Annotated in this window: 27 protein-coding genes and 1 tRNA gene; 17 read left to right on the forward strand and 11 right to left on the reverse strand. The window is 48.8% G+C overall.

Features of this window, described 5'->3' with window-relative positions; all coding sequences use genetic code 11:
- The first annotated feature begins 151 nt into the window (after window positions 1-151).
- The 4 genes from LQ777_RS21945 (at window position 152) to LQ777_RS21960 (ending at window position 1,855) form a co-directional block, all read left to right on the forward strand.
- Entirely contained in the window at window positions 152-322 is a 171-nt protein-coding gene (locus tag LQ777_RS21945; RefSeq protein WP_232560080.1) for a C1orf53 family protein, read from the forward strand.
- A 60-nt stretch (window positions 323-382) separates the two neighbouring features.
- The gene (gene rpmB / locus LQ777_RS21950; protein ID WP_232560081.1) at window positions 383-622 is read left to right on the forward strand and encodes a 50S ribosomal protein L28; all 240 of its coding nucleotides are present in this window, start codon (window positions 383-385) and stop codon (window positions 620-622) included.
- 120 nt (window positions 623-742) lie between these two features.
- On the forward strand, window positions 743-1,465 hold the full coding sequence (locus LQ777_RS21955; RefSeq protein WP_232560082.1) for an RluA family pseudouridine synthase: 723 nt from the start codon (window positions 743-745) through the stop codon (window positions 1,463-1,465).
- A gap of 90 nt (window positions 1,466-1,555) precedes the next feature.
- Entirely contained in the window at window positions 1,556-1,855 is a 300-nt protein-coding gene (locus LQ777_RS21960; RefSeq protein ID WP_232560083.1) for a Dabb family protein, read from the forward strand.
- Between the two features lie 69 nt (window positions 1,856-1,924).
- Here LQ777_RS21960 and LQ777_RS21965 read toward each other — a convergent pair whose 3' ends face one another.
- On the reverse strand, window positions 1,925-2,338 hold the full coding sequence (locus LQ777_RS21965; protein WP_232560084.1) for an Ohr family peroxiredoxin: 414 nt from the start codon (window positions 2,336-2,338) through the stop codon (window positions 1,925-1,927).
- A 384-nt stretch (window positions 2,339-2,722) separates the two neighbouring features.
- Between LQ777_RS21965 and LQ777_RS21970 the strand changes: the two genes are divergently transcribed.
- From LQ777_RS21970 to LQ777_RS21990, 5 genes are all read left to right on the forward strand, one after another.
- A complete protein-coding gene (locus tag LQ777_RS21970) occupies window positions 2,723-4,504 on the forward strand; it encodes a tetratricopeptide repeat protein (protein WP_232560085.1) in 1,782 nt (593 codons plus the stop codon).
- A 49-nt stretch (window positions 4,505-4,553) separates the two neighbouring features.
- A complete protein-coding gene (lolB1, locus tag LQ777_RS21975; protein ID WP_232560086.1) occupies window positions 4,554-5,438 on the forward strand; it encodes a lipoprotein insertase outer membrane protein LolB1 in 885 nt (294 codons plus the stop codon).
- A 109-nt stretch (window positions 5,439-5,547) separates the two neighbouring features.
- Window positions 5,548-6,876 carry a murein hydrolase activator EnvC family protein gene (locus tag LQ777_RS21980; protein ID WP_232562893.1) on the forward strand — a complete coding sequence of 443 codons (1,329 nt, stop codon included), beginning with the start codon at window positions 5,548-5,550 and terminating at the stop codon, window positions 6,874-6,876.
- A gap of 91 nt (window positions 6,877-6,967) precedes the next feature.
- Window positions 6,968-7,786 (forward strand): 3-methyl-2-oxobutanoate hydroxymethyltransferase, encoded by an 819-nt coding sequence (gene panB / locus LQ777_RS21985; RefSeq protein ID WP_232560087.1) that lies wholly within the window; start codon window positions 6,968-6,970, stop codon window positions 7,784-7,786.
- A gap of 57 nt (window positions 7,787-7,843) precedes the next feature.
- The gene (locus LQ777_RS21990) at window positions 7,844-8,590 is read left to right on the forward strand and encodes an RluA family pseudouridine synthase (protein ID WP_232560088.1); all 747 of its coding nucleotides are present in this window, start codon (window positions 7,844-7,846) and stop codon (window positions 8,588-8,590) included.
- A 150-nt stretch (window positions 8,591-8,740) separates the two neighbouring features.
- Here the strand turns inward: LQ777_RS21990 and LQ777_RS21995 are convergent, their stop codons facing one another.
- Window positions 8,741-9,439 (reverse strand): porin family protein, encoded by a 699-nt coding sequence (locus LQ777_RS21995; protein ID WP_232560089.1) that lies wholly within the window; start codon window positions 9,437-9,439, stop codon window positions 8,741-8,743.
- Window positions 9,440-9,584: 145 nt separating this feature from the next.
- Between LQ777_RS21995 and LQ777_RS22000 the strand changes: the two genes are divergently transcribed.
- Both LQ777_RS22000 and LQ777_RS22005 read left to right on the forward strand, forming a co-directional pair.
- On the forward strand, window positions 9,585-10,367 hold the full coding sequence (locus LQ777_RS22000) for a DUF3050 domain-containing protein (protein ID WP_232560090.1): 783 nt from the start codon (window positions 9,585-9,587) through the stop codon (window positions 10,365-10,367).
- Between the two features lie 184 nt (window positions 10,368-10,551).
- On the forward strand, window positions 10,552-11,355 hold the full coding sequence (locus LQ777_RS22005; protein WP_232560091.1) for a lysophospholipid acyltransferase family protein: 804 nt from the start codon (window positions 10,552-10,554) through the stop codon (window positions 11,353-11,355).
- Window positions 11,356-11,358: 3 nt separating this feature from the next.
- On the opposite strand, the gene LQ777_RS22010 is transcribed toward LQ777_RS22005, so the two are convergent.
- The 4 genes from LQ777_RS22010 to LQ777_RS22025 form a co-directional block, all read right to left on the reverse strand.
- Window positions 11,359-12,780: an inorganic phosphate transporter gene (locus tag LQ777_RS22010; RefSeq protein WP_232560092.1), complete on the reverse strand. Its 1,422-nt coding sequence runs from the start codon at window positions 12,778-12,780 to the stop codon at window positions 11,359-11,361.
- Window positions 12,781-12,927: 147 nt separating this feature from the next.
- Entirely contained in the window at window positions 12,928-13,983 is a 1,056-nt protein-coding gene (rlmN, locus tag LQ777_RS22015; protein ID WP_232560093.1) for a dual-specificity RNA methyltransferase RlmN, read from the reverse strand.
- An 84-nt stretch (window positions 13,984-14,067) separates the two neighbouring features.
- Entirely contained in the window at window positions 14,068-14,574 is a 507-nt protein-coding gene (locus LQ777_RS22020) for a CvpA family protein (protein WP_232560094.1), read from the reverse strand.
- Window positions 14,575-14,674: 100 nt separating this feature from the next.
- Window positions 14,675-15,124 carry a GatB/YqeY domain-containing protein gene (locus LQ777_RS22025; RefSeq protein ID WP_232560095.1) on the reverse strand — a complete coding sequence of 150 codons (450 nt, stop codon included), beginning with the start codon at window positions 15,122-15,124 and terminating at the stop codon, window positions 14,675-14,677.
- 147 nt (window positions 15,125-15,271) lie between these two features.
- On the opposite strand from LQ777_RS22025, the gene LQ777_RS22030 reads away from it, so the two are divergent.
- Window positions 15,272-15,994, forward strand: coding sequence for a pyridoxine 5'-phosphate synthase (locus tag LQ777_RS22030; protein ID WP_232562894.1), 723 nt, complete (start codon window positions 15,272-15,274; stop codon window positions 15,992-15,994).
- A gap of 72 nt (window positions 15,995-16,066) precedes the next feature.
- Window positions 16,067-17,095 (forward strand): tRNA 2-selenouridine(34) synthase MnmH, encoded by a 1,029-nt coding sequence (gene mnmH, locus LQ777_RS22035; protein ID WP_232560096.1) that lies wholly within the window; start codon window positions 16,067-16,069, stop codon window positions 17,093-17,095.
- Window positions 17,096-17,099: 4 nt separating this feature from the next.
- Here mnmH and LQ777_RS22040 read toward each other — a convergent pair whose 3' ends face one another.
- Window positions 17,100-17,678 (reverse strand): hypothetical protein, encoded by a 579-nt coding sequence (locus LQ777_RS22040; RefSeq protein ID WP_232560097.1) that lies wholly within the window; start codon window positions 17,676-17,678, stop codon window positions 17,100-17,102.
- Window positions 17,679-17,897: 219 nt separating this feature from the next.
- Here LQ777_RS22040 and prfA point away from each other — a divergent pair, with 219 nt between their 5' ends.
- Window positions 17,898-18,971 carry a peptide chain release factor 1 gene (gene prfA / locus LQ777_RS22045; RefSeq protein WP_232560098.1) on the forward strand — a complete coding sequence of 358 codons (1,074 nt, stop codon included), beginning with the start codon at window positions 17,898-17,900 and terminating at the stop codon, window positions 18,969-18,971.
- A gap of 72 nt (window positions 18,972-19,043) precedes the next feature.
- Here prfA and LQ777_RS22050 read toward each other — a convergent pair whose 3' ends face one another.
- The 3 genes from LQ777_RS22050 to LQ777_RS22060 form a co-directional block, all read right to left on the reverse strand.
- A complete protein-coding gene (locus LQ777_RS22050) occupies window positions 19,044-19,796 on the reverse strand; it encodes a succinate dehydrogenase/fumarate reductase iron-sulfur subunit (RefSeq protein ID WP_232560099.1) in 753 nt (250 codons plus the stop codon).
- A gap of 53 nt (window positions 19,797-19,849) precedes the next feature.
- On the reverse strand, window positions 19,850-21,787 hold the full coding sequence (locus LQ777_RS22055) for a fumarate reductase/succinate dehydrogenase flavoprotein subunit (protein WP_232560100.1): 1,938 nt from the start codon (window positions 21,785-21,787) through the stop codon (window positions 19,850-19,852).
- Window positions 21,788-21,871: 84 nt separating this feature from the next.
- On the reverse strand, window positions 21,872-22,567 hold the full coding sequence (locus LQ777_RS22060) for a succinate dehydrogenase cytochrome b subunit (RefSeq protein ID WP_232560101.1): 696 nt from the start codon (window positions 22,565-22,567) through the stop codon (window positions 21,872-21,874).
- Window positions 22,568-22,979: 412 nt separating this feature from the next.
- Between LQ777_RS22060 and fabD the strand changes: the two genes are divergently transcribed.
- From fabD to LQ777_RS22075, 3 genes are all read left to right on the forward strand, one after another.
- Window positions 22,980-23,855, forward strand: a complete 876-nt coding sequence (fabD, locus tag LQ777_RS22065; protein ID WP_232560102.1) for an ACP S-malonyltransferase — start codon at window positions 22,980-22,982, stop codon at window positions 23,853-23,855.
- Window positions 23,856-23,972: 117 nt separating this feature from the next.
- Window positions 23,973-24,043, forward strand: a tRNA-Gln gene (locus LQ777_RS22070).
- A 379-nt stretch (window positions 24,044-24,422) separates the two neighbouring features.
- Window positions 24,423-25,100, forward strand: a complete 678-nt coding sequence (locus tag LQ777_RS22075; RefSeq protein WP_232560103.1) for a TetR/AcrR family transcriptional regulator — start codon at window positions 24,423-24,425, stop codon at window positions 25,098-25,100.
- A 261-nt stretch (window positions 25,101-25,361) separates the two neighbouring features.
- Here LQ777_RS22075 and LQ777_RS22080 read toward each other — a convergent pair whose 3' ends face one another.
- Window positions 25,362-26,027, reverse strand: a complete 666-nt coding sequence (locus tag LQ777_RS22080; protein WP_232560104.1) for a hypothetical protein — start codon at window positions 26,025-26,027, stop codon at window positions 25,362-25,364.
- Window positions 26,028-26,062: the final 35 nt, after the last annotated feature.

The raw sequence follows: 26,062 nt of genomic DNA on the forward strand, positions 1-26,062 counted from the left end.
GTACGTTTGTGAGGAGATTACAAAGGGCGGATACAAACAAGTACCTGCCCGAAGCTACTGGGTCTAGTAGCCCGTTGTCTGTTTCGGCAACCATTCGATGAAACAGACCGTTTTTTCAAATATACATTTATTCGGGCAGACGCCCAAGTCTATGTCACCTACTTCTCAAAAGAACGAAACTCCTGACTTGACCGACGCTGATTACTACTACACGCCTGAAGGCTATGTAGTCTTTACGGGTACTTATCACCTCAAACGCGGGTATTGCTGCCAGAACGGTTGCCGTCACTGTCCGTACGGATTCAAAAAAAAGAAGCAATGAGTTGCAGATAATGAATTGATTAGCTAATTTTGCGCCCTCATACGGAAAACGAGTACGGTAATGGCCAAAGTTTGTCAAATCACAGGAAAGCGCACGCGTACGGGAAACAACGTTTCTCACGCCAATAATAAAACCAAGCGTAAATTTTTCCCAAACCTGCAAAAGAAGCGGTTCTTCGTCGAATCAACCGGCGAGTGGGTTACGCTGAAAGTAGCTACGTCAGCTATCAAGACTATCAACAAGAACGGTCTGGAAGCAACGCTTCGCAAGGCATACGAGCGCGGTACGCTGTCCGTATAGTCTTTCGCACGATATTCATTATTGAGCCTCTTCCGCTACGGAGGAGGCTTTTTGTGTTCAGAATGAGTCAGCTATACGCTGTGTTTTGGCTGTAAGACAATGCCCGCAAAACCCTAAGCAATGAAACTGAATTTTGAAGATCTCATCGTTTTTGAGAACGATGATTACATATTGATTAACAAGCCTCCTCACGTAGCCTCACTCGATGAACGTACGAGCGACCGGGGTGGGCAAAGCATTGTGCGGATGGCAAAAGCCTATCATCCCGATGCACAGCTTGGTCACCGGCTTGACAAGGAAACATCGGGTATTTTAGCGATTGCAAAGAATCCGGACGCTTACCGGCATCTGGCTATGCAGTTTGAGCATCGCGAGGTTACGAAACGCTATCACGCGGTTGCGAATGGCGTACACGATTTCGACGGCATTTCGGTATATCTACCGATTTCGCCCATTAAAGACGGTACAGCCGTTCGGATTGACCGCGAGAAAGGTAAAGTTGCTGAAACCATCTTTAACACCTTACAGGCTTACCGCACTACCACACTGGTCGAATGTATGCCCATTACAGGACGGATGCACCAGATTCGGGTGCACCTGATGTGCTTAAAAGCGCCCATCGTCAACGACGCTACGTATGGCGGAGAACCGGTTTATTTGTCGGACGTGAAGCGGAAGTTCAACTTAAAGCAGGGAACAGAAGAACAACCTCTTATTCAACGGGTTGCGCTTCACGCCTATGCATTAACGTTCACGCTGCTGGATGGCGAAGAAAAAACATTTGTAGCCCCCTACCCAAAAGACTTTGGGGTATTGGTTAAGCAGCTGGAAAAATTTAGTTGAGCTGTTTGTGATTTTCGATTTACGGTTTGTGGTAGTTTCGCGTTGCTCTATCGTTTTAATAAACTGTAAATCGAAAAACTACAACTGCCCATGTTCGTTCATACCGTTTTCTTCTGGCTTAAGCACCCCGAAAATCAAGACGACCACAAAGCACTCCGTGCTGGTCTCGATTCGCTCAATGGCATCAAAGACATCTCAGCGGCTTACATCGGAACGCCCGCCGAAACCCGGCGCCCGGTTATTGATCACTCGTACGACTTCTCGCTGACCTTTGTCTTTACGGACAAAGCGGCTCACGATGCTTACCAGGTGCACCCGATTCACCAGGAGTTTGTGGCCGAGTGTTCTCACCTCTGGGAGCGTGTGCAGATTTACGACGCGGTAAGTTAGCCAAGCGAAATAAGCAGGGAGCGCGGGGAAAGTAGAATGACACCTCTCCCCGCGCTCCCTGCCTTGCTTTTACACAAACACTTCGATTTTCATATCCATATTGCCTTTAACGGCTTTCGAATACGGACAGACAGCATGCGCCGTTTCGGCCAGTTGCTGAAGCTGATCGTGTTCCATGCCCGGCGCTTTCACGACAATTTTACCCGACAGAAACATGCTTTCGCCGTCCTGATTAAGCGAAATACTGACCTCAACGGCGTGTTCGGGCAGAATAACCTTTTTCTTCTTGGCGACGGCCATCAGTGCTCCATTGTAACACGAGCTGTAGGCAGCGGCAAACAGCATTTCCGGATTGGGCTTTCCCCCTTTTCCGTGCATCTCAACAGGTCGCCGGATGTCCATTTCCAGCACTCCATCCAACGATTTAACATCTCCTTCGCGCCCTCCGATATTACTAACCGTGGCAGTGTACAGCGTATCCATTCGTTAAGTTTTCGAGTTTATCTGCTTTTACGCAGTAAGTGATTAACCGTACTCGTCCCGAAAAGTTGGCGCTTGTCATCCCGGTCCACTTTTAACAATAATCGGTGATGCCTGCGTGAGTTGTTTACCGATTCATTAGCAGGCATTTAGAAGCCATAGAAATCGACCGAACGGTCTGAGTGGATAAAGGCAAAGAATTTGCTTAAATTTATAGAAACGCAACTGAATAGACATCAGTAACGATCCGCTCCCTCTACTTACCGGATAGTGACATTACACCATTTTGAACTACCTTTGTCTTAGGGGTTTATTTACGCCAAAGGTGCAATAGAACGGGGTGAGTCGCGTTTTTCGTTAACTATAGCACTACGACCGCTGACCAACATGAATACGTCATATAGATTTTGCCTTACTCGTCAACTAATCGGGCTGGTTGGTGGCCTGAGTATGGTGCTATGGCTCAGCTGTACACCAGCGCTGGCTCAGCGCAAACGCGCTAAAGCGGATTCAACCATTGCCAAGCCGGGTTCTGGCTCAACCACTACGGTGCGCATGGAGGAAGAAACGCTCTTTGCCGAGGGAATGCGGTACATGATGACTGACGAACCGGCAAAGGCAATTGCGCAGTTCACTAAAATTCTCCAAAAGTACCCCAACAATGCAGCGGCTCAGTATTCTACCGCCAATGCGTTGCTGAAAAGCGGAAAAGTCACCGAGGCTATTCCGCATGCGTCTAAAGCGTATTCGCTGGATAAAGAAAATAAATTTTACTCGCTCCTGCTGGCCGAACTCTACGTTAAACAGAAACGCTACGGCGAAGCGGAAGAACTTTACGAAGCGTTGCTGAAAAAGGGCGTTGAAAATGCGGAGTACGGTGTTGAACTGGCTGCTATCTACCTCTTCGACGAAAAACCCGACAAAGCGCTTGAAACGTACGATAAGGTTGAGCGAGAACTGGGTTTAAACGAGGAAATCACCCGGCAAAAGCAGCGGATCTACCTCAAGCAGAACAAAATCGATAAAGCCATTGCGGAGGCTGAAAAATTAGTGGCTTCCGAACCAAGTGATCCTGACTATTTGCTCGAAGGAGCCGAAATGCTCGTAGCCAACGACCGCACTGACCAAGCCATAGTCTGGATCGACAAGGCACTGAAACTTAACGCCGACTTACCACAAGCGCATGTCCTGCTCGCCGATATCTACCGCAAAAAAGGCGACATGGACCGCGTCAGTAAAGAACTAAACCAGGTTCTGTCTAATCCAAATCTGGAAGCCGGTTTAAAAGCCCGAATCTTATCAAGCTACGTTGGTATGACGGGTGAAAATGCAACGGCCCAGAAGGATGCGCTGGCAATGGCGCAGAATCTGGCCAAAACGTCACCCAACGATCCCAAAACGCAGGTGATGGTCGCTGACTTACTAATGCAGCAGGGTAAAAAAGTTGAAGCGCGGGATGCGTACGCTAAAGCGGCTCGCCTGGATGGGTCAATCTACGAAGTGTGGGGTGCGTTGCTGCAATTGGATGGCGAGCTAAATCAGGTTGACAGTTTGCTCACGCATTCGCAGCAGGCACTCGAAGTGTTTCCAACGCAGGGTCTGTTCTGGTACTCCAATGGCTCAGCCAACTTGTTTAAACGGAAGTATCAGGAAGCCGTTGATGCATTCGAAGAAAGCAAAAAGCTGCTGGCGGCTACCAGTAACACCGAGCTTAAGCGCGGTATCGACGCTCAGCTCGGCGACGCATACAACGGCCTCGGCGACTATGCCAAGTCGGACGAAGCGTACGAAGCCGTGTTGAAAGCCGACCCGCTAAACGATCATGTGCTGAATAACTACAGCTATTTTCTATCGTTACGGAAGGCGAACTTACCGCGTGCACAGCAACTAGCTCAGAAACTCGTCGAACGGCATCCCACCAACGCGACGTACTTGGATACATACGCCTGGGTTCTTTACGTAGCGAAAGACTACGCAAAGGCGAAGCAGTACTTGGAAAAAGCGGTGGCTGATCCGGCTGGTGCCAGCGGTACAATTATTGAACACTACGGCGATGTTTTATATCAACTCGGTCAGCACGACAAAGCGGCTGAACAGTGGAAACTCGCTAAAACGAAGGGTGGAGGCAGCCCGGATCTAGATAAGAAAATTGCCAGCGGAAAGTTGTAAAACGGTTTTCAGTCTGTTGTCCACACACTGAAAACTGAAAATAACCCAAATGAATAAATACCTGTTGTTTGCCCTTCTTCTAGGCGTGTTGGTAAACTCGGAAAGCTGTCGACGTCGGCAGTTGTCTCGTTCGAGTGGCTCTCAGCCGACCGTTACTGTTTCAACACCAAATTCTACCACTGCCGTAACTGCCGATTCTTCCGTTGCCACACGACCAGCCGATTCTTCGGCAACTCGACCAACAACCCGCCCAGGCATTGAAGAGGCTCGTTCGAACGTGGCCGAGATTGACTTTCGCTACCTGACGGCTAAATCAAAGATCTCATTTAAAAGCCCGAATCAGGATATCGACAACGCGAACATCAACATCAGAGTTCGTAAAGATAGCGTTATCTGGCTGTCGGTGTCAAAGCTTGGTATCGAAGCCGTGCGGGGAATGATTACCCGCGATTCGATAACCATCATCGACAAGATTCACAAGGAGTACTCCGTTTATGATTTCCCGACACTAAGCAAGCAATTCAATTTCAACATGAATTTTGAGCTATTGCAAGCGTTGATCATTGGAAACCTTCCTTTACCCAAACGGCCGGCTCAAAAAATCAAGAACGAACGGGATTACTTACTGCTGCGGCAAAGTGAGGGTAAAGTGCTGGTTGAAAATTACATTGGCGAACAGGATCGGAAACTAAAAAAACTGATGGTAACCGAACAGCCAACGAAAAATACGTTGCGGTTAGATTATGAAGATTTCACATCGCTCAATAACTTTCTGTTTCCGTATACCAGCCTCGTGACGCTTGATTATAAGTCACGTACCGACGGGCAGTTTTACCAGACGCTACTTCGCATCAAACACAACAAAGTTGAGCTGGTTGATAAAAGTCCGGGCTTCCCGTTTACGATTCCAGCCAGCTACCAACGTCGCCCCTAAGTAATTTTGTTTTCCAGCCCTTATGTTAGTCAAACCGTTTTCGCTTCCTGTTCCTTTCTCGATAAACTTGGGTTTGCTGCTAAGCCTGTGGTTTGTGGCGATACCCGGAATGGCCCAGCTAACCCAACGGAATCGGCAAACGCTGGAAAAAGAGAAAAAGCAAAACCTGGAGAAGATGGGGCAGATTCGGAATATTCTCAAACAGACTGCATCCGAGAAACAGGTTGGCTTGGGACAGCTCAAAGCACTCAATCAGCAAATCAGCACCCAGTCGCAGCAGATCAATCTACTAAACAAGGATCTACGCCTGACAGAAACGGAGATTGGCGAATTACGTCAGGCCAGCACTACCCTGAAGCGCGACCTCTCCAAGCTCAAAGCGGAGTATGGCTCGATGGTGTACGCGGCTGACAAACGCCGTCAGCAAGTGAATCCAATGGGCTTTCTGTTCGCATCCGATAACTTTAATCAGTTGGTTGCCCGTTACCGCTACCTTCGTCAATATTCGGATGCCCGGCAAAGTCAGGTTCGGCAGATGAATAATGTTCAGACGATGCTCCAAGGCAAGCAGGAGGCTACGCAGCGCAAGCGGAAAGAGCAGCAGGGAACGCTGACAACGAAGGTAAACGAAAGTAAAAAGCTCGAATCCCTGAAGGAAGAAAAGAATCTGGTTGTTAAAGAACTAAGCCAGAAGGAAACCGAACTTCGCACGGAACTGGCCGAAAGCCGCCGGTCTATTGATCGGCTGGAAGCCATGATCAAGCGCCTTATCGTGCGGGAAGCGAAAGAGCGAGCCGAGCGTGAAGCCCGCGAACGTGCCGAACGCGAACGGATCGCGAAGGCCGAAGCAGCCCGTAAAGCCGCCGAACGGAGAAGAGCTGAAGAAGCCATTGCAGCCGCCGAAAAAGCAGGCGAAAAACCGGCTCCCGCCGACGTAGCAAAAGTGGAAAGCCCACCAGCGCCCGAACCAAAGAAACCTGACGAACGACGTAATAATAATCTGAACGATGAAGAAACGGCACTGGCTTCTTCGTTCACGGCTTCGCGTTCCCGGCTTCCCTGGCCCGTCGGCAAAGGCTTTATCTCGGATCGATTCGGGCGTAAGCCGCATCCTGTACTAAAAGGTATTTACGTTGAAAACCAAGGCGTAGATATTCAGACCAACGCGGGCGAAGGGGTGCGCTCTGTTTACGACGGTGTCGTCCAGGACGTAACCAACATGCCTGGTATGAACAACGTCGTAGCCATTCAGCACGGGGATTACTTCACGGTGTATGCCAAGCTCAAAAGTGTTTCGGTTCGTGTTGGCCAGCGCGTTAAAGCCCGCGAATCGATTGGCACGGTCGCGACCGACAAGAACGGCGTTTCTGAAATTCAATTTCAGATCTGGAAAGAGTTTACGAAGCTTAATCCGGAGTCCTGGCTTCAGCCCCACTAAGCAGACATCGGCCTTCGGTCGGCAGTCGGTAAAAAGCTGTACCTTTGCAGCGATTTGATTGCTTATTGACAACTGCCTGCTGGCCCCTGCTATGTCTGTTCATAATCCCGATATCAAGCGCGTTACCACGCACACCATTCAGGAACTGAAAAATAAAGGTGAGAAAATTTCAGCCCTCACCGCCTACGATTACTCAATGGCGCGCGTGGTGGATGCGGCTGGCGTTGAACTGATCTTAGTTGGTGACTCCGCTTCGAACGTGATGGCGGGTCATGAAACGACGCTACCCATCACTCTCGACCAGATGATCTACCACGCGAGTTCGGTGGTACGCGGTGTAAAGCGAGCTTTGGTGGTCGTTGATCTACCCTTCGGTTCCTATCAGGGCAATTCTTCGGAAGCTCTTCGTTCGGCCATCCGCATCATGAAAGAGTCGGGGGCTCACGCCGTCAAGATGGAGGGTGGTCAGGAAATTCGCGAGTCTATCGTGCGTATTCTGAGCGCGGGCGTACCGGTAATGGGCCACCTGGGATTGACTCCCCAATCGATTTACAAATTTGGGACTTACGCCGTTCGGGCCAAGGAAGAAGCGGAAGCGCAAAAGCTGATCGATGATGCAAACATGCTTCAGGACATCGGCTGTTTTGGTGTTGTCCTCGAAAAGATTCCGGCGGCTCTTACCAAAACGGTTTCCCAAAGCCTTACGATCCCAACCATAGGGATTGGCGCGGGACCGGATGCCGACGGTCAGATTCTGGTAATCCATGATATGCTCGGCATCAACAATGCGTTCAAACCACGTTTTCTACGTCAGTATGCCGATCTGCACACGGTAATGACGGAGGCCATTGCCCACTACGTCGATGACGTAAAAGCCAACGATTTTCCGAACGAGAAAGAAGCATATTAAGTTAATAGATAGTCAATTAGTTGTCATTGTCAATACGAGGGTGAGCAACTGTACATTATGAGAAAGAAACCATTTCAGGTTGTATACGAAGACAATCATTTGCTGATTGTCAATAAAGACCCAGGGATTCTGGTTCAGGGTGACCGTACAGGCGATGTCACGCTGCTGGAATTGCTGAAGCAGTACGTTAAAGAGAAGTACGACAAACCCGGCGAAGTGTTCTTGGGGCTTGTGCATCGGCTCGACCGGCCCGTCAGCGGACTTGTGGTATTTGCCCGGACGTCGAAAGCGCTGGAACGGATGAACGAAATCTTCCGGAAACGGCAGGTTCAAAAAACGTACTGGGCTGTCGTCCGGCAGAAACCGCCAAAAAACGCAGACAAACTGGTGAACTGGCTCGTGAAGGACGAGCAGAAAAATCAGGTTACCGTCTATGACTACGAGGTCCCTAACTCGCAGAAAGCCGAACTATCGTACCGGGTGTTAGGTCGAATCAATGAGCATTACCTGCTGGAAGTAAATCCGATTACGGGTCGTCCCCATCAAATCCGGTCACAGCTGGCGCACATGGGTTGCCCGATTCGGGGTGATGTCAAATACGGTTACGACCGGGCTGTAGCCGACAAGAAGATTTATCTCCATGCCCGTCGTCTGTACTTTATTCACCCGGTCAAACAGCCCGACGCACCTGACCGCCCGATTATTTGCAAGGCGGGTCTGCCGAATGATCCTTTCTGGGAAGAATTTCTGGAGTTGGACGATGAAAACTACAAAGACAAAAACATGGATTTCATTTACGAGTAATCCATACCGAGCTATCGTTTTGGGTAAACGAATCAGGTTATGACCTCGGGTCAATAAGAAAGGCGGAGCTGACTAGCCCCGCCTTTGCTGATTCAGGTTGATTCAACAAAATGACAACTAAAATCGTGTAGTGAATGATGAGATGAGCAATTAATAACCGCCAATGGGAAACGAATAACCCAGCGATACGGCGACACCCCGGTTGCGGGCGTTGATGTTGACGACGGGCACTTGCACCTGACGCGTGAATCCGTGCGTGTAGCGGCCTTCGATAAAGAACTTACCAGCACCGGCATCCATCGCTAAGCCCAATCCACCGACAGCACTGGCATCCCAACGGTTGAGCATATCGCCGTAATTAACGTTAACGTCAATCGGCCGGGTTGTAATAAGGGCGGTAGCACGGGTACGAACACGGCCGCTGAGGGCGTAACCCACCGAGGGACCAGCTATCAGATAGGGCTGCACGGGCCCGTCAGTTAGGTTGACCTTGAACAGCAATGGCAATTCAATGTTTTGCGACTGGTAGGCAATCCGCGCGCCGAGTGGCAACGTAAATCCACCTAAATTAAGATCCATGCTTTGTTTGACGGCAAATCCTTTTTGTACGTAAGCGACTTCAGGACGGAACGAAACACGGTCGCTAAGAGGAACATCCAGGAAAATAGCAGCGGTAGGACCTGCCGATAGTTGTAACACCGGATTTAAGCTATTGAGAAAATCAGGCTTTGAGGCAAACCCCCAGTTGGCACCACCCCGAATACCGACCTGAACTTGGGCAAATGCCGTTTGAGCAGTTACTAGGGCGACAACAAATGCAACAACACCGGCAAGCACAATACGTTTCATGGGAAATTGATTGGTAAACTGTGAAATGAAATTAATTGTGTAAAGCGTCGGCGATAGGCTATCTGTTATTTTGTTTAACTTGACAGTTAGACGCAGCAAGCAGTAAAAAGATTAACGACAGATTGAAAATATTTTACAATGCATTATGAATGAGCAACTAAATTTTTTATCAAACCGTATTGAGCCGCTTCGTCAGCAATTGACGAGCCATCCCTTGTACGCTTCGGTACAAACCATTGACGACTTGCGTGTATTCATGCAATCGCACGTGTGGGCTGTCTGGGATTTTATGTCGCTTCTCAAAGCGCTGCAACGTAAACTCACCAGCGTTGATGTTCCCTGGCTACCCGTTGGCAATCCCGAAACACGGTATTTGATCAACGAAATTGTGGTGGGTGAAGAAAGTGACGTTGATCCCGACGGTAACCGGGCAAGCCACTTTGAGCTTTACCTGAAAGCAATGAACGAAGCGGGAGCAGATACCCGTTCGATTGAATCGTTTATCGGCGAACTGACCGCAGGGCGCTCACTCGACGAATCACTGGAAACCATGACTGCACCAGCGGGCAGCCGTCAGTTTGTCAATTTCACGTTTGACCTCATCAACAAAGGTAAACTTCACGAAATCGCTGCGGTCTTTACGTTTGGTCGTGAAGATCTAATTCCGGATATGTTTATCGCCCTGGTACGGCAACTACGCGATCAGTCTCCTACCCAGTTAGGTCTGTTCACGTACTATCTGGAACGTCACATTGAAGTCGATGGTGATCACCACTCACATCTGGCGAAAGCGATGACGGCTGAGCTTTGCGGAGCGGACACCCAAAAATGGGAGGATGCTACCTTAGCCGTTGAAGCCGCCTTACAAGCCCGACTCGCGCTGTGGGATAGCGTGTATAGTCTAATTTCTTTGCCAGAGCAAGCCTAAAAACCCCTTACAGCCCTAAACTGAGTTGGTTCAGATTTAGGGCTGCTTCATAACCTGTTGTTCGTTCTTCTTCCCGAAAACATTGTAGCAGGCTTACCGCTTTAGTAGTTTAGTGCTTCCGTTTGTAATCGTCCGCTTGGTGAAAGTGGACCAATTAAGAACGCTCTGCTACTCTTAACCTGCGATGAAATACGTAAAGCCAACTAAATTTAGCTACCTGCCTAAATTTCTAATGCCCTTGGATGTGCTCGGCATTTTCGAGCGGGACCCATTTGGCAATTCGCTTTTAGTTAGACGTATGCTAATCGGTATCGTGGGCTGGCTTACCTACGCTCGTTACACCGTCGTCAACCGGATTCAGATCGAGGGTACCGAAAATCTAGAAAACTTACCCATCAATAACGTCCTGTTTCTGTCGAATCACCAGACTTACTTTGCCGACGTTATTGCTTTCTTCCATATCTTCTGCGCCGTTAAATGGGGCTTTCAGAATACCATGCTCCCGCCGGTTTATTTGCTAGGCCCCCGCGCCCGACAGTATTACGTAGCGGCATCGGAGACGATGAAGAAAGGAATTGTTCCGCGTATTTTTTCGGCGGGTGGAGCCATTACCATCGAACGCTCCTGGCGCGCTGAAGGGCGGGAAGTCCAACGCGCGGTTGATACAACGGCCAACGATAAGATCGCGAAGGCTCTTGAGCACGGATGGGTGGTTAGTTTTCCGCAGGGAACAACGAGTCCATATGCACCCGTGCGCAAAGGAACGGGTCACCTGATCAAGAATATTGACCCGATTGTGGTGCCTGTTGTCATTAACGGTTTTCGACGCGCCTTCGATAAAAAAGGATTGCGGTTCAAAAAACGAAATACCCTATTAACGGTAAAATTTAAAGAACCCCTGACTATCAGTCCCGAAGACAGCGTCGATGATATTGTTGCCAAAGTCCGGCACGCCATTGAGCAGGACGCGCCGGAATGGGTCAAGTGATTTTTACAGCAACCAGCGGAAGAACAGGTACAGCGTGAAAGACAGCAATACCGATACCGGTAATGTGAGTACCCAAGCCAAAGCAATATTCCGAATCGTACCCGCCTGTAAGTTTTTAACTCCTTTGCTGGCAACCATGCTACCCGCGATTCCGGAAGAAAGAACGTGGGTCGTACTCACGGGTAATTTCAGCGCAGAAGCCAATCCAATCATGCTGGCAGCTACCAATTCTGCTGATGCGCCCTGAGCATATGTTAGGTGCTGCTTACCGATCTTTTCGCCGACCGTTACTACAATCCGGCGCCAGCCGATCATCGTACCAAGACCCAGCGAGAGAGCAACCATCAGAATAACCCAAAGCGGGGCGTAGTCCGTGAACCGGCGCAACCCACTTTCCTCGCCCAAGCTTTTGCGCATTAGAGCCAGTTGGTTCGTGCTCAGATTCGCCCCTTCGTCTTCCACAATTTTGTTCATGTTGCTGTTGATCAGCAATAGGTCACGACGAACACTCAACCGCTCCTCCTTCGGAATTTTGTTTTCTGGCATCGGAGCGTTGATCATTGCTTTCAATTCGGCCAGTTCAGTACGCGTACGCGCTAGTCGATCCCGATTGACTGGCGCAAGTTGATTAGAGTCCAAAGCGGCAATCGTTTGTTCGATACCGGCAATGTTGGGTTGCAGCAAACGTGGATCTAGATCAGGTTGTACGGCAAAATGAAACGGTACAATACCAATCAGAATAAGCATGATCAGTCCAACCCCTTTCTGTCCGTCGTTGCTACCGTGGAAGAAACTGACCAGCGAGCAGGTTGCAATCAGGACACCCCGAATCCAGGTCGGCGGCAGGCTATTCTTTTTAGGTTCTTTGAAAAGCTGGCCTTTTACCTCTTCGGATACGGATCGACGTATCACGAACATCAATACAATAGCCAGACTAAAGCCTAACAGTGGAGACAACAGCAGTGCTTCACCGGTTTCGATGGCTTTTTCCCAGTTCACGGCTGAACCGGCTTTGTTGTCAGGCATAGTCGAGAAGGCGAGCCCTACCCCCAGAATCGAACCGATGAGCGTGTGCGAACTGGAGCTTGGCAAACCAAAATACCAGGTTCCCAGATTCCAGATAATGGCACTCAACAGCAAAGCGAGTACCATCGCGACACTGTGATAAACGTTCTGATCGACGAGTAATTCAACCGGGAGCAGGTTGACAATTCCCATAGCTACACCGATTCCACCGAGCAAAACGCCAGTGAAATTACAAATCCCCGACCAGACAACGGCAGCTGTCGGTTTTAGTGAATTGGTGTAAATAACCGTAGCAACAGCGTTGGCTGTATCGTGGAAACCGTTAACGAACTCGAAAGCACAAGCAGCGAATAAGCTGATAAAGAGGAGGATAAAAACATCCGTTTCTAATCCAAACATGGGTGGGTGATCTTCGATGATTAGGCGTACAGCAAGTCCGTAAGCCGATGATTGCCACAAAAGTACGGTAAACTAACCAGAGCCATATTACCAAATTGTTAAGCAAATGTAATATGACATCAACGCTGGCCCTGTATTTTGCCAGCGTTAGGCTGTTTGCTTTTTACCGGCCAGCTGCCCACAAGCGGCATCGATGTCTTTCCCACGGCTCCGGCGGACGTTCACCGTTACTCCCCTATCGTCCAGAAAGCCAGCAAACTTATCCAGCGTCTGCGGGTCGGTATTCTTGAAATTAGCCGCAGCAATCGGATTATACTCGATGATATTAATTTTTGCAGGAACCCGCTTGGTGAACTTCCACAGTTCCTGCGCGTCCTGTACCGTGTCGTTGAAGTTATAAAACAGGATGTACTCGAACGTAATGCGCGTACCCGTCTTTTTGTAGAAATAGCTTAGCGCATCACCCAGTGCCTGTAGCGTGTTGCTTTCGTTGATTGGCATGATCTGATCGCGCTTTTGATCGTTGGCCGCGTGAAGCGAAAGCGCCAGATTGAACTTTACAGCATCGTCGCCGAGCTGCCGGATCATCTTGGCAATACCTGCCGTTGACACCGTAATCCGCTTCGGCGACATGTTTAATCCATCCGGTGCGGTAATTCGGTCAACGGATTCAAGTACGTTTTTGTAATTCAACAGCGGTTCACCCATCCCCATGTAAACAATGTTCGAGAGGGGAACGTCGTAGTTTTCTTTTGCCTGCCGATCAATGGCAACGACCTGATCGTAGATTTCGGCGGCATCGAGGTTGCGCTTGCGGTCCATGTAGCCCGTTGCGCAAAATTTACACGTTAGTGAACAACCCACCTGGCTCGATACGCAGGCTGTCATGCGGTCGTTATCATCGTTCCGCAGAGCCGGGATTAGAACACCCTCAACCAGATTATCGTCAAACAGCCGGAACGATGATTTGATGGTTCCGTCACTACTGCGCTGCTGCTGATCGACCGTTAGAGAACGAATCTCAAAGTTGGTACTCAGCAGCTCCCGTGTCGACAGCGATAGGTTGGTCATCTGCTCAAACGACTGCGCCGACTTTTTCCAGAGCCATTCATAAACTTGCTTGGCCCTGAAACCCTGTTCGCCATGTTGCGTAAGCCAGTCTTTCAGTTGAGCGGCTGTAAGTTTGCGAATATCCTGTTTCATCTTTTGTTTATGCGTAAACGAGCGAATAAGGGATTAGCGACTTGTTATAGAATCCATTCACAAAATCGCTCAATTACCAACTCGCTATTTATTTTCGGCCCGCCATTTTTTTCCAGCTTCCAGTCCTTTAGGCACCCAAACAGCCGCTTTGTCCATCACTTTTGGCGCAATGGGTCGTATCAGCGGGTAAAGAAAGGCTCCTTCCACCTGGCGAGGGGGTATTTTGACACCCATATAGCTGAACAACCAAAGGATTACACTAATTCCAAAAATCCACGTAAAAAGACCAACGGCGGCTCCGGCAATACTATCGAACGTCCCTAAAATGGTGTACCGCAACGACCGACGCAGCGAAAAACCCATCTTATTGATCATGAACACCGTAGGAAAGAAAATAAACGAGAAGCCCATCCAGGGTAGCAGTCTGCGGGCTAGTTCGCGACTGATGTAAGGACTCAACAGTTCGATACCGAAAGCCAAAAACTTGAATCCTACAATCATGGCCACTACAAACGCAATGACCGCAACAACCTCGATCAAAAGACCCTTGCGGTAACCATTATAAGCGCCCCAGGCCAGGGGGACAAACATAAGTAGATCGAGCGTATTCAACGAGCAGGTAAATAGGTGAGCGAACGAGCGAATGAATGGTCCAGCTTTTTCGCTCGTTCACTCATCCGCTCATTTCCGCTTAAGATAGTAGTTGCTTGACAGCCGCCGATATTGCTTTTCCGTCGGTCTGACCGGCGAGTTCTTTCGTGGCAACGCCCATCACTTTTCCCATATCGGAAGGTGCCGACGCGCCAACACGCGCGATAATAGCCTGTAATTTTTCTTTCAGTTCATCTTCCGAAAGCTGCTTGGGCAGATATTGTTCGATGATCGCAATTTCGGCTTCTTCCGTAGCCAGTAAGTCAGCCCGGTTCTGTTGCCGGTAGATGTCGGCAGAGTCTTTACGCTGTTTTACCGCCTTCGTTAAAATGCGCGTTTCGTCTTCGGTTTTAAGTTCTCCAGCAGCTCCCTCTTTCGTTTCTTCGAGCAAAATCATTGATTTGATTGCCCGCAATGCCCGGAGTTTATCTTGATCTTTGGCCAGCATTGCCTGTTTAATATCGGCGTCAATTTGTTGTTTCAGAGCCATACGTGTAAAGCGAAAAGGTGAATGAGTAAAAGAGCCATACGAATCGATGAACCTTCACTCTCCCGGCAAAGTTACAAAACCAGAAGGACCATTCACCGGTATGGCGACTGGTTCTTTCGTTCATTCACTTTTTCGCTCGTCAAAGAAATGACTCGTTTAAGCGTTAATATCAATAAAATTGCCACGATCCGGAATGCGCGTGGCGGCAACAACCCCAATCTTGTTCAGATCGCCATCGACTGCGAACGGTTTGGCGCACAAGGTATCACCGTTCACCCCCGCCCCGATGAACGGCATATTCGCTACCAGGATGTGCTGGACCTAAAAGAGGTGGTCACCACCGAGTTCAACATTGAAGGCAATCCCGACGAACGATTTATTGAGTTGGTAAAACGCGTAAAACCGGAACAGGTAACGCTCGTCCCGGATGCGCCCGATGCGATCACCTCCAATGCGGGCTGGGATACCATTCGTCACGCTGACCACTTGCGGTATCTGGTCGATACGTTTAAAGAGGATGGTATACGGGTGTCTATTTTCGTCGATGCTGACGAACGTATGGTCGAAGGGGCGAAGGCCGTTGGCACTGACCGGATCGAATTGTACACCGAGCCTTACGCAACGCAGTACCCAACAGACCAGGAAGCAGCGGTCACTTCTTTTGTGCGGGCGGCACAGAAAGCCCACGAACTAGGGCTGGAACTTAACGCCGGGCACGACTTAAGCCTCGAAAACCTGCGTTTTTTCAATGAACGAATTCCTTATCTGAAAGAAGTCTCCATCGGTCATGCACTTATCTCCGATGCGCTTTATTTTGGGCTGGAAAACACGATTCAAATGTATTTACGCTGTCTGGTTCAGGATTCGTAAAATTGTGATGATCCGCAGCATTGTCTGTCTACCTTTATAGTCAGATTACTTAGCGTAACTACGGTTTGGTCAATGGTTCATCAGTTATCCGTCGAGGACTTTTTAGCGAAATCCCAAACATTACCCGTTATCGATGTTCGGTCGCCGGGCGAATACGATCACGCTCACATTCCAGGCGCGGTTAGCATTCCTTTGTTCGACAATGAGGAACGGGCGCAGGTCGGCACCAAGTACAAGCAGGCAGGTAAAGATGCAGCGGTTTTATTGGGTCTCGATTTGGTTGGCCCAAAACTTACAGGGTTCGTCAAGCAGTCGAAGAAGCTGAATGCGCAGGACAAAGAGGTTTTGGTGCACTGTTGGCGGGGTGGTATGCGCAGCGGCTCTTTTGCCTGGCTGCTCGATACCGCCGGTCTGACTGCATCGACGTTGGTAGGTGGCTATAAGGCTTACCGAAACGCCGTACTGGCGGCCTTTAGCCAACCCCGAAAACTGGTAATTTTGGGCGGTAAAACGGGTAGTGGCAAAACCGAAATCCTGAAGGAGCTGGCCCAACAGGGTGAGCAGGTTATTGACCTCGAAAAACTGGCTCACCACAAAGGTTCATCATACGGCGCTATTGGCCAACCTCGACAGCCAACAACCGAGCAGTTTGAAAACAGTTTGTTTGCCCAATGGCGACAGCTAGACCCCAATCGACGCATCTGGCTGGAAGACGAGAGCCGAAGTATCGGCTCCTGCTTTGTTCCGATGGCGCTGTGGCAACAGATGCGAGTAACTCCCGTTGCCTTTGTCGATGTGCCCAAAGCGGCTCGGATCAATCGGCTGGTATCCGAATACGCTGGTATCGATCATACGTTACTCGTTGAAGCAACCGAACGAATACGCAAGCGGCTTGGCGGCAAAATAACGAAAGATGCGCTGGACGCATTGACAAAGCGCGACTATGCTACGGTTGCCGATTTAACGCTGGATTACTACGACAAAGCGTACCTACACGGACTGTCACAGCGCGATCCGGCAACCGTTCATCCGCTGATTAGTCAGGACGACAAGCCAGCCGAAACGGCGAAGAGACTCATCAGTTGGGCCGACTCATTATAAACGGTTACTTTTTTGACGAATTCATCCGCCGAATTACTTCCCGTTTGCTAAACGCCAGCCGCCAGACAGCAAACGGAACTTCTTGTTTACCGAAGCAGGCTTCGCAAATCGGACTGTCAGCCGGGAGCGCCATGTTGTAGACGAAAAGTGTATCGCTAATCTTCTGAATGTTCGAAATCGGCGCTAGTTTTTGTTTTGCGTTGTACTGGTACGCATCCAGGATCTCGCGCTCTTTCTGGCTGAACGCTTTATTTTGCACATCCTGAGGTCCCAGCAGACGGATATCTAGTGCGTATCGTTCGGCAATAGCCTTTGTCCGAGGTAAATTTTGTAGCTGACAAAGTTTTGTCCGTTCAGCTGGGTTTGTTGTCTTCTGGAGGTCGGTGATTAATTCGCGTTGTACGGTTGCGCTGATCTTCCCGCCCAGATCATCAATCGTTTCGATTAAATCGACGTCAGTAATGCGTTTGATTTTCGAATCGGCCATTTCCCGCTTCAGCTCGTTGGTATATTGAACCCGATCGGGTCCACAGGAAACTAAAAAGCTGATTGACAAGACAGAAAGTAATACTGAGCGTATCATAAACAGGAACTTAATGCGGTTGCGTTTCGTCATTTGTATAGAAAACGATCCTGCAAACAGCTTGGTTGCACATCACAAACATAAAGCCTAACTGCCAGGATTTTTGTAATTTTGTTTTCAGGCCGTTAGACATGGGTAAGTTGGATTGATTATCCACCCCTCCTCGACATAAACGGTCCAACGTCCAATACTTAGTAGCTAACGTCTTTTCCAATATCTATGCTTGACCAGTTAGAAGCCATTAGCGAACGCTTCGACGAAGTAGCTCAGCAGATCGTGCAGCCCGAGGTCGTTTCGGACCAGAAACGCTTCATGAAAATGAGCAAAGAATATAAGGATCTCGACAAGATAGTTGTGCAATATCGAGCGTATAAGCAACTGCTGGAAGAGATTGATAATGCCAAACAGATTATTGCCACCGAAAAAGACGAAGATTTTCGGGAGTTGGCAAAAGCTGAGTTGGACGAGTTGCTGCCGCGTCGGGAAACGATGGAAGAAACGCTCAAAGAGATGTTGATTCCGAAAGATCCGAACGATAGTAAAAACGTCATTCTCGAAATTCGCGGGGGTACCGGGGGCGACGAAGCGGCCATTTTTGCGGGCGACCTGTTCCGTATGTACCAGCGTTTCTGCGAGAAAATGGGTTGGCGCATGTCGCTGGTCGATTTCACGGAAGGAACATCCGGTGGTTATAAAGAAATTGTGACAGAGGTAGAAGGCGAAGATGTATACGGCAAATTGAAATTCGAGTCGGGCGTTCACCGCGTACAGCGTGTGCCAGCCACCGAAACGCAGGGCCGGATTCATACATCAGCCGCCAGTGTGGCCGTGTTACCCGAAGCCGAAGAGGTAGACGTTGAGCTGAACATGAACGACATTCGCAAAGATACGTTCTGTTCATCGGGAGCCGGTGGTCAGTCGGTAAACACGACGTATTCGGCCGTTCGCCTGACGCACCTTCCTACGGGTCTGGTTGTCCAATGTCAGGATGAACGCTCGCAGTTAAAAAACTTCGATAAAGCGCTTACTGTACTGCGCTCACGGCTTTACGAAATCGAGTTGCAGAAGCACAATGAAGCCATTGCATCACAGCGCAAGACGATGGTCGGTAGCGGTGACCGCTCGGATAAAATTCGGACGTATAACTACCCACAGAGCCGCGTAACCGATCACCGCATTGGTCTGACGGTTTATAACCTACCGGCTGTAATGGACGGTGACATCGGTGATTTTATAGAACAACTTCGTATTGCCGAAAACGCCGAACGTCTGAAAGAGGGCGCTACAGCGTAAGGCCAAAGCCATAAACGTAAAAAGTCCGGTACCTTTGTGGCACCGGACTTTTTTTGTAGACACTCGTTGGTCTTATGCGTTGTTCGAGGTCAGCTTAGCGCCCAAGTACTCACGGTTCATCCGCGCGATGTGGTCCAGCGAAATCGATTTCGGGCATTCTACCGAGCAAGCGCCCGTAAACGAACAGGCTCCGAATCCTTCAGCATCCATCTGGGCAACCATGCGTTCAGCGCGCTCTTTGTGTTCGGCCTGGCCTTGTGGCAAGATAGCCAATTGCGATACTTTAGCCGATACAAACAGCATAGCCGACGCATTTTTGCAAGCGGCTACACAGGCTCCGCAAGCGATACAGGCAGCCGCGTCCATAGCCTCATCGGCTACAGTACGTGGAATAAGAATTTCGTTAGCATCCCGAGCCGAACCTGTATTAACCGACACGTAACCTCCCGACTGAATAACCCGGTCGAAGGCAGAACGGTCAACCATCAAATCCTTAATGACGGGGAAAGCCCGCGCCCGCCAAGGCTCTACCACAATCGTGTCGCCATCATTGAACGAACGCATGTGCAGCTGACAGGTTGTTGCCCCCGTTTGTGGTCCGTGCGCCCGACCATTGATGTACATCGAGCACGTACCGCAAATACCTTCGCGGCAATCGTGATCAAAGGTAACCGGATCTTCGCCCTTCCGGGTCAGCGAGTCGTTCAACACGTCGAACATCTCTAGAAATGACATATCCTCGGATATGTTATCCAGTTGATATTCGACCAGTTTACCTTCTGTATTGCTATTTTTCTGTCTCCAGACTTTTAGAATAATTTTCATTGCTTGAGCGTTTTCAAGTCTCCGGTTCTTACCAGATACTTATCACTGAAAACTTATTTGTAACTACGCTGTGTCAGTTTAACATTTTCAAACACAAGCTCTTCTTTGTTAAGAATTTCGGGCTTGTCTTCACCCTGGTATTCCCAAGCGGCTGCGTATGTGTAGTTAGCATCATCACGGAGCGCTTCACCATCGGGGGTCTGGTATTCCTCACGGAAGTGTCCACCACAGGATTCATTCCGGTTTAAAGCGTCTTCGACCATCAGCGCGCCTAATTCAATGAAATCGGCCACGCGTGAAGCGGCTTCCAGTGCCTGGTTCATCTCCTGTGACTCACCCAGCACTTTCACATTTGACCAGAATTCCTTCTTAAGCGCTTTTATCTTCTCACGGGCAATTTGCAAGCCTTCGGCAGTACGCGCCATACCGCAATATTCCCACATGATGTGACCAAGCTCCTTGTGCAGATCATCGACCGGGCGCTCACCCTTGATCGACAACAAAAGATTGATCTGATCGTGAATTTTTTGTTCTGCTTCCTTAAAGGCAGGCGAATCGACTGGTATTTTATCAGCCGGGCCGATAGTAGCCAGGTAATCACCAACCGTGTAAGGAATCACAAAGTAACCATCGGCAAGGCCCTGCATCAGCGCCGAAGCACCCAGGCGGTTTGCTCCGTGGTCAGAGAAATTGGCTTCTCCGAGAGCGTACAGGCCAGGAATGGTCGTCATCAGGTTATAATCTACCCATAGACCGCCCATCGTATAGTGAACAGCAGGGTAAATCATCATCGGTGTTTCGTAAGGATTTTCACCGACGATTTTTTCGTACATCTCGAACAGGTTACCGTACTTGGCTTCAATCGTCTTCCGACCGTCGCGTTTGATTGCTTCGGCGAAATCCAGATAAACCGCCAGACCTGTTTTACTTACACCCCGACCTTCGTCACAAACGTATTTAGCATTCCGGGATGCAACGTCACGCGGAACAAGGTTACCGAATGACGGATAGCGACGTTCGAGGAAGTAATCACGTGCGTCTTCGGCTAAATCATTCGCTTTGATTTCTCCTTTTTGAATTCGCTTAGCGTCTTCTTTTGTCTTTGGAGCCCACACCCGGCCATCATTCCGTAACGACTCCGACATCAGCGTTAGTTTCGACTGATAGTGGCCTGATACGGGAATACAGGTTGGGTGAATCTGCGTAAAACAAGGGTTCGCAAACAAAGCGCCTTTTTTGTGCGCCCGCCAAGCTGCGGTTGCGTTCGAACCCATTGCGTTTGTCGAGAGGTAGAATACGTTTCCGTACCCACCTGAACAGATAAGTACCGCATGCGCCGAGTGAGACTCGATCTTACCCGTAATCAGGTTACGAGTGACAATCCCCCGCGCTTTTCCGCCTTCGACAACAAGATCAAGCATCTCGGTGCGTGGGAAAAGCTTTACTTTTCCGTTTGCTACCTGACGGCTCAACGCCGAGTAAGCACCCAGCAATAACTGCTGACCGGTTTGTCCACGAGCATAGAACGTACGCGATACCTGCGAACCACCGAATGACCGGTTTGCCAGCAGACCGCCGTACTCCCGTGCGAAAGGAACACCCTGTGCTACACACTGGTCGATAATATTAACGCTAACTTCGGCCAGACGATAGACGTTTCCCTCACGGGCCCGGTAGTCACCGCCTTTAACCGTATCATAAAACAACCGGAATACGCTGTCGCCATCGTTCTGGTAGTTTTTCGCGGCATTGATACCACCCTGCGCAGCAATGGAGTGCGCCCGGCGTGGGCTGTCCTGAAAGCAGAACGCTTTCACGTTATAACCTAACTCGGCCAGCGACGCAGCGGCAGAAGCTCCGGCTAATCCTGTACCGACTACAATAATTTCGTATTTCCGCTTGTTGGCTGGGTTAACCAGTTTCAAGCCAAATTTATGCCGGGCCCACTTCTCGGCTAAAGGCCCTTCAGGAATTTTAGACTCCAGTTTCATACCTTCTTAAAAAGTAAAAGGCAAAAGCGTGAAAGAATGAAAGAGTACACGTATCGCTCCTTCCTTCCTTCGCTCTTTCACTCATTATATAATTCCATGAACCTGTAAAAACACGTAAACGGGCATAGCGGCAAAAGCAGCAGGAATGACAATCGCAAAGAAATACTTACCCACGAACTCGATGAGTGGTGTATATTTCTTGTGCCGGATGCCCAGTGACTGAAAACCGCTTTGAAAACCATGCGCCAAGTGGAAGCCAATGGCAACCATACAAATCACGTACAGCAGTACATACCACCACTGACTAAACGCTTCTTTCACAACGGCGTACAGGTCTTTGTACTGCTTGCCATCATACTCAGCCATCGGTACCGAACCAAAGTGCATCTCGTACCAGAATGTCTTCATGTGAATAACAATGAATAGAAGCAAAATGGTCCCGAGGATGCCCATATTGCGTGACGACCAATCACTATTTGCTTCAGGCTTGCTGTACGCATATTTAACAGGTCGTGATTCCTGGTTATGACGCGTTAAGACCCACGCCATCAGCGCGTGTACCAGAATAGACGTGTAAAGCAGATACGAGACAGTGAGAATAAGCGGATTGTGGGTCATGAAGTACGTATACTCATTGAAAGCCCGTCCGTTATCCCCCTTGAAAAGCTGCAAATTACCAGCCATGTGAACAATTAGGAAGGTACTGAGAAAAAGCCCCGTCAACGACATGATCACTTTGCGACCGAGGGAGCTGGATAGTGTTTGTATTACCCAAGCCATATGGTAAATGACACGAAATTTTAGTGGTAAACTATTGAAAAAAAGCCGCTTCAAACGGCGCATCAAAGCTAAAGCACAAACCCGACGCAAACAACTTTACAGCTTATTTTCGATGAACTTCTGTCTAATATAGAGCCTGTAAAAATTAGACAAATCACCTGTTTTCATAACATAGTGCGTCAATTTTTTGTTTGCCCGTCTTTATGAAAAATCAGGCAAAGGATAACAATTTTTCATGCCCCCATTCTTTCATTAAAATCTTCTATCCACCACATTTGTCATCTAACCGTTTCGGGCAGTGACGAGCGAATTCTTGAATAAATGCAATTGGTCTTGTTATTTTGCCCATAATACGTGCACATCTGAACGTGCATCCACTAATTGACTTGCTAATGGCCAGTCTTTATTTTTTATGAAAGCATACGTATTTCCAGGCCAAGGTTCCCAGTTTCGGGGTATGGGTCTCGACATTTACCAGAACTCGGAAGCCGCTCGCCAACTTTTCGACCAGGCAAATCAAATACTAGGTTATGATTTGACCCGAATCATGTTCGAGGGAACGGACGAAGAGCTGAAACAAACTATTTACACTCAGCCAGCCGTACTGCTGCACGGTGTCGTACTGGCATTGACCAACGAGTCGTTTGCACCGGACATGGTAGCAGGTCACTCCCTTGGTGAACTTGCAGCGCTGACAGCAGCGGGTGTATTGTCCTTCGAGAACGGTTTGACATTAGCGTCTATTCGTGCAACGGCCATGCAGCAAGCCTGTGAACTGGCACCATCGAGCATGGCGGCTGTGTTAGGCTTAGCGGATGAAGTAATCGAGCGGATATGCGCCGGTATAACAACCGAAATCGTCGTTCCTGCTAATTACAACTGTCCGGGCCAGGTTGTCATTTCAGGAAGTGTTGCTGGACTCGAGCAGGCAGCCGAACAACTCAAAGCAGCCGGGGCAAAACGTGTCGTGACGCTGGCGGTCAGTGGGGCCTTCCATTCTCCTTTCATGGAACCCGCCCGTGAGCAATTTGCTCAAGCGGTTGAGCGTATGCCATTCAATGAACCTCGCTGTCCGGTTTATCAGAACGTGAATGCGCAGCCGACCAACGATCCGACTGCAATTAAAGCGAACCTGATTGCTCAACTGACAGCACCTGTTCGCTGGACGCAGTCGGTAGAACGCATGGCGGCAGATGGAGCAACTGAGTTTATTGAGTGCGGTCCGGGCAAAGTTTTACAGGGTTTGGTCAAGAAAATTGTCCCAAGTGCCACGATTACGGCTGTCTAGGAAATTTTTTTGCGCTGATTGTCAGCAAGAAACCAGAATAGCGAGACAAAAATCAGATTTTTTTAAGGCTAACACTTGTTTTTGACATTCTAAGCCTATTATCTTTGCACTCGCAATTGCCCGATCGTCTAAGGGTAGGACGACAGATTTTGGTTCTGTTTGTGGAGGTTCGAATCCTTCTCGGGCAACTTTAAAAGCCGCTTAACATTGATTAAGCGGCTTTTTTTGTATCCCTTTTCGCAGAGGCATCAACATTTGGTACTTTTATTCAGGATTTATTAATCGTTAGTTAATTTTTTTTCCTAATCAAAAATACCTACTATTGCCAAGCGATGGACGTAGTCGTATAATTCGCTATATACCTGAAATAAAACGAAATAGCCCGTTTAATATAAGATTGCTGGATAAAATTCGTTTTGTAAACAGAGAACGACAACTGGTATAATTGGTATTTATAACCATAGTTTAACGTTACAAATTTTCCGTTCGTAAGTTCTCAATGTGACCGTACCTTTCTAATTACGTCCAATTGATATAAGATAATGAATTTTAATGCATTTTAGATACATGGAGAAGGACGACAAGGTCAGACGTAACCGCGCTAAAACAACTCAGCGCATTGTAGAAGCGCTGGAAGAAGTAATCGCAGAACGGGGCTTAGAAGGCGTAGGTGTTAACAGAGTAGCTGAAAAGGCTAACGTCAGTAAAGTACTGATCTACCGTTATTTCGGCGGTATGGAAGGACTTCTTGAGTACTACGTGAAAATGGGTAAACTATTTCCAGTATTCAATCCAGCTGTTCTTGATCAAATTCGTCCTTTACAAGATTCCGACGTAGCACGTATCTGGTATCGTCAGGTTATTCAGACCTACCGCTACTTCCGCACGTTTAAAGCAGCCCGTGAGATTCTGAAAGCAACTGTTATCGAAAACGATTCGATTGCAGAAACAACAGCAAAAGCACAGGACGAAGAGATGACTCGGCTTGTTGAGCAGCTTTCGTTTGTTAAAGGAGCTGATACGCAAGCGATTTCGGCGATCATTTTGGGCGCTATGACTTACCTTACGATCATGGCTCAGAACGACCGCACAATGATCAGTATTGATCTTCGGAGCGAAGAGGGTTGGAAGCGGATCGAAAATGCCGTTAAGACCATTTACATCTCTCTGAATAAAATGGCTATTCAGTCGAAAGAAGTTAACCTTGAATTGCAGTCGGCTCACCTGCCGATGGCTCAGTGGTAATTAAGGCTTACACATAAAACGGGTTGAACAGGCAGGGCTACGGCTGCTATCTGTTCAACCCGTTTTGTTTTATTTCTGATTTACCTTGTTTCTTCCGTTACCATCTTTATTAAACTGGGCCTTTACGCAAATTAGGTGCTTGAGCTTATTTTGTTCTGGGTGAGCGGAGCAAAGGGAAATGGAAAGTTAGAAGCTATCCCTGATAACTACAATCCTTGTAAGACCAGTTAGCGAACAAAGAGTACGGACGGGAGGAGCAACTTATCGACCGCGCCCATGACCTGACCGACCGGTTCGACCAAGCCGGGGCCTGCCTATTCGAATCAAACTTCCTGAGTCGGTGCGTAGTAGACCATACCGAACGCATATTCCGTAAAATGTTTTGGACGCATCGGAAGTCTCATTGCTAAAGTCATAATAACCTGTTGTTAACCCAATGGCAAAGCGGGGTGCAATCTGAGCTATGATATTGTACGTCAGTTCCAGCATCAGACTGCCCTGCTGATCGAAGACCCGTCCGGCACCAATGGTCATCTCGTTCGCAAAAACGCCGTAGTTCGCCACGTCCATTGTAACCCGGCCCTCCACAAAGAATGTTGAGTCAGGACGAAGCGCGTTTCGCCCAACCGCAATGCCCAGGTCGATTACGTTGAAGGATTTGCCAACCTCAATGCTTTGCGCGATGCGATCTTTAGGCTTCCCAGCACCCGTATAAATCAGGAATGGTGAAGCACGAACATACCAGGGGGCTGCCTTGAAGTTAAAAACAGAACGGGTCGTATCTTCGGGAGAACGGCTCAAGGCACGGTATGCATCCCGATTCTGGGCCGCTCTCGATTTAAGCGAATCGGTCGGGCTCTGTGCTAACAGGTTGGTTGATTGTACAAGTAGTGTGGTTAAAAAGAACGCTAGTAAACGTACCTGCATGACGACTGGATGATAGATGTCTATTTATAATAGTC

It is taken from the genome of Spirosoma oryzicola (assembly GCF_021233055.1).
Classification (GTDB): Bacteria; Bacteroidota; Bacteroidia; order Cytophagales; family Spirosomataceae; genus Spirosoma; species Spirosoma oryzicola.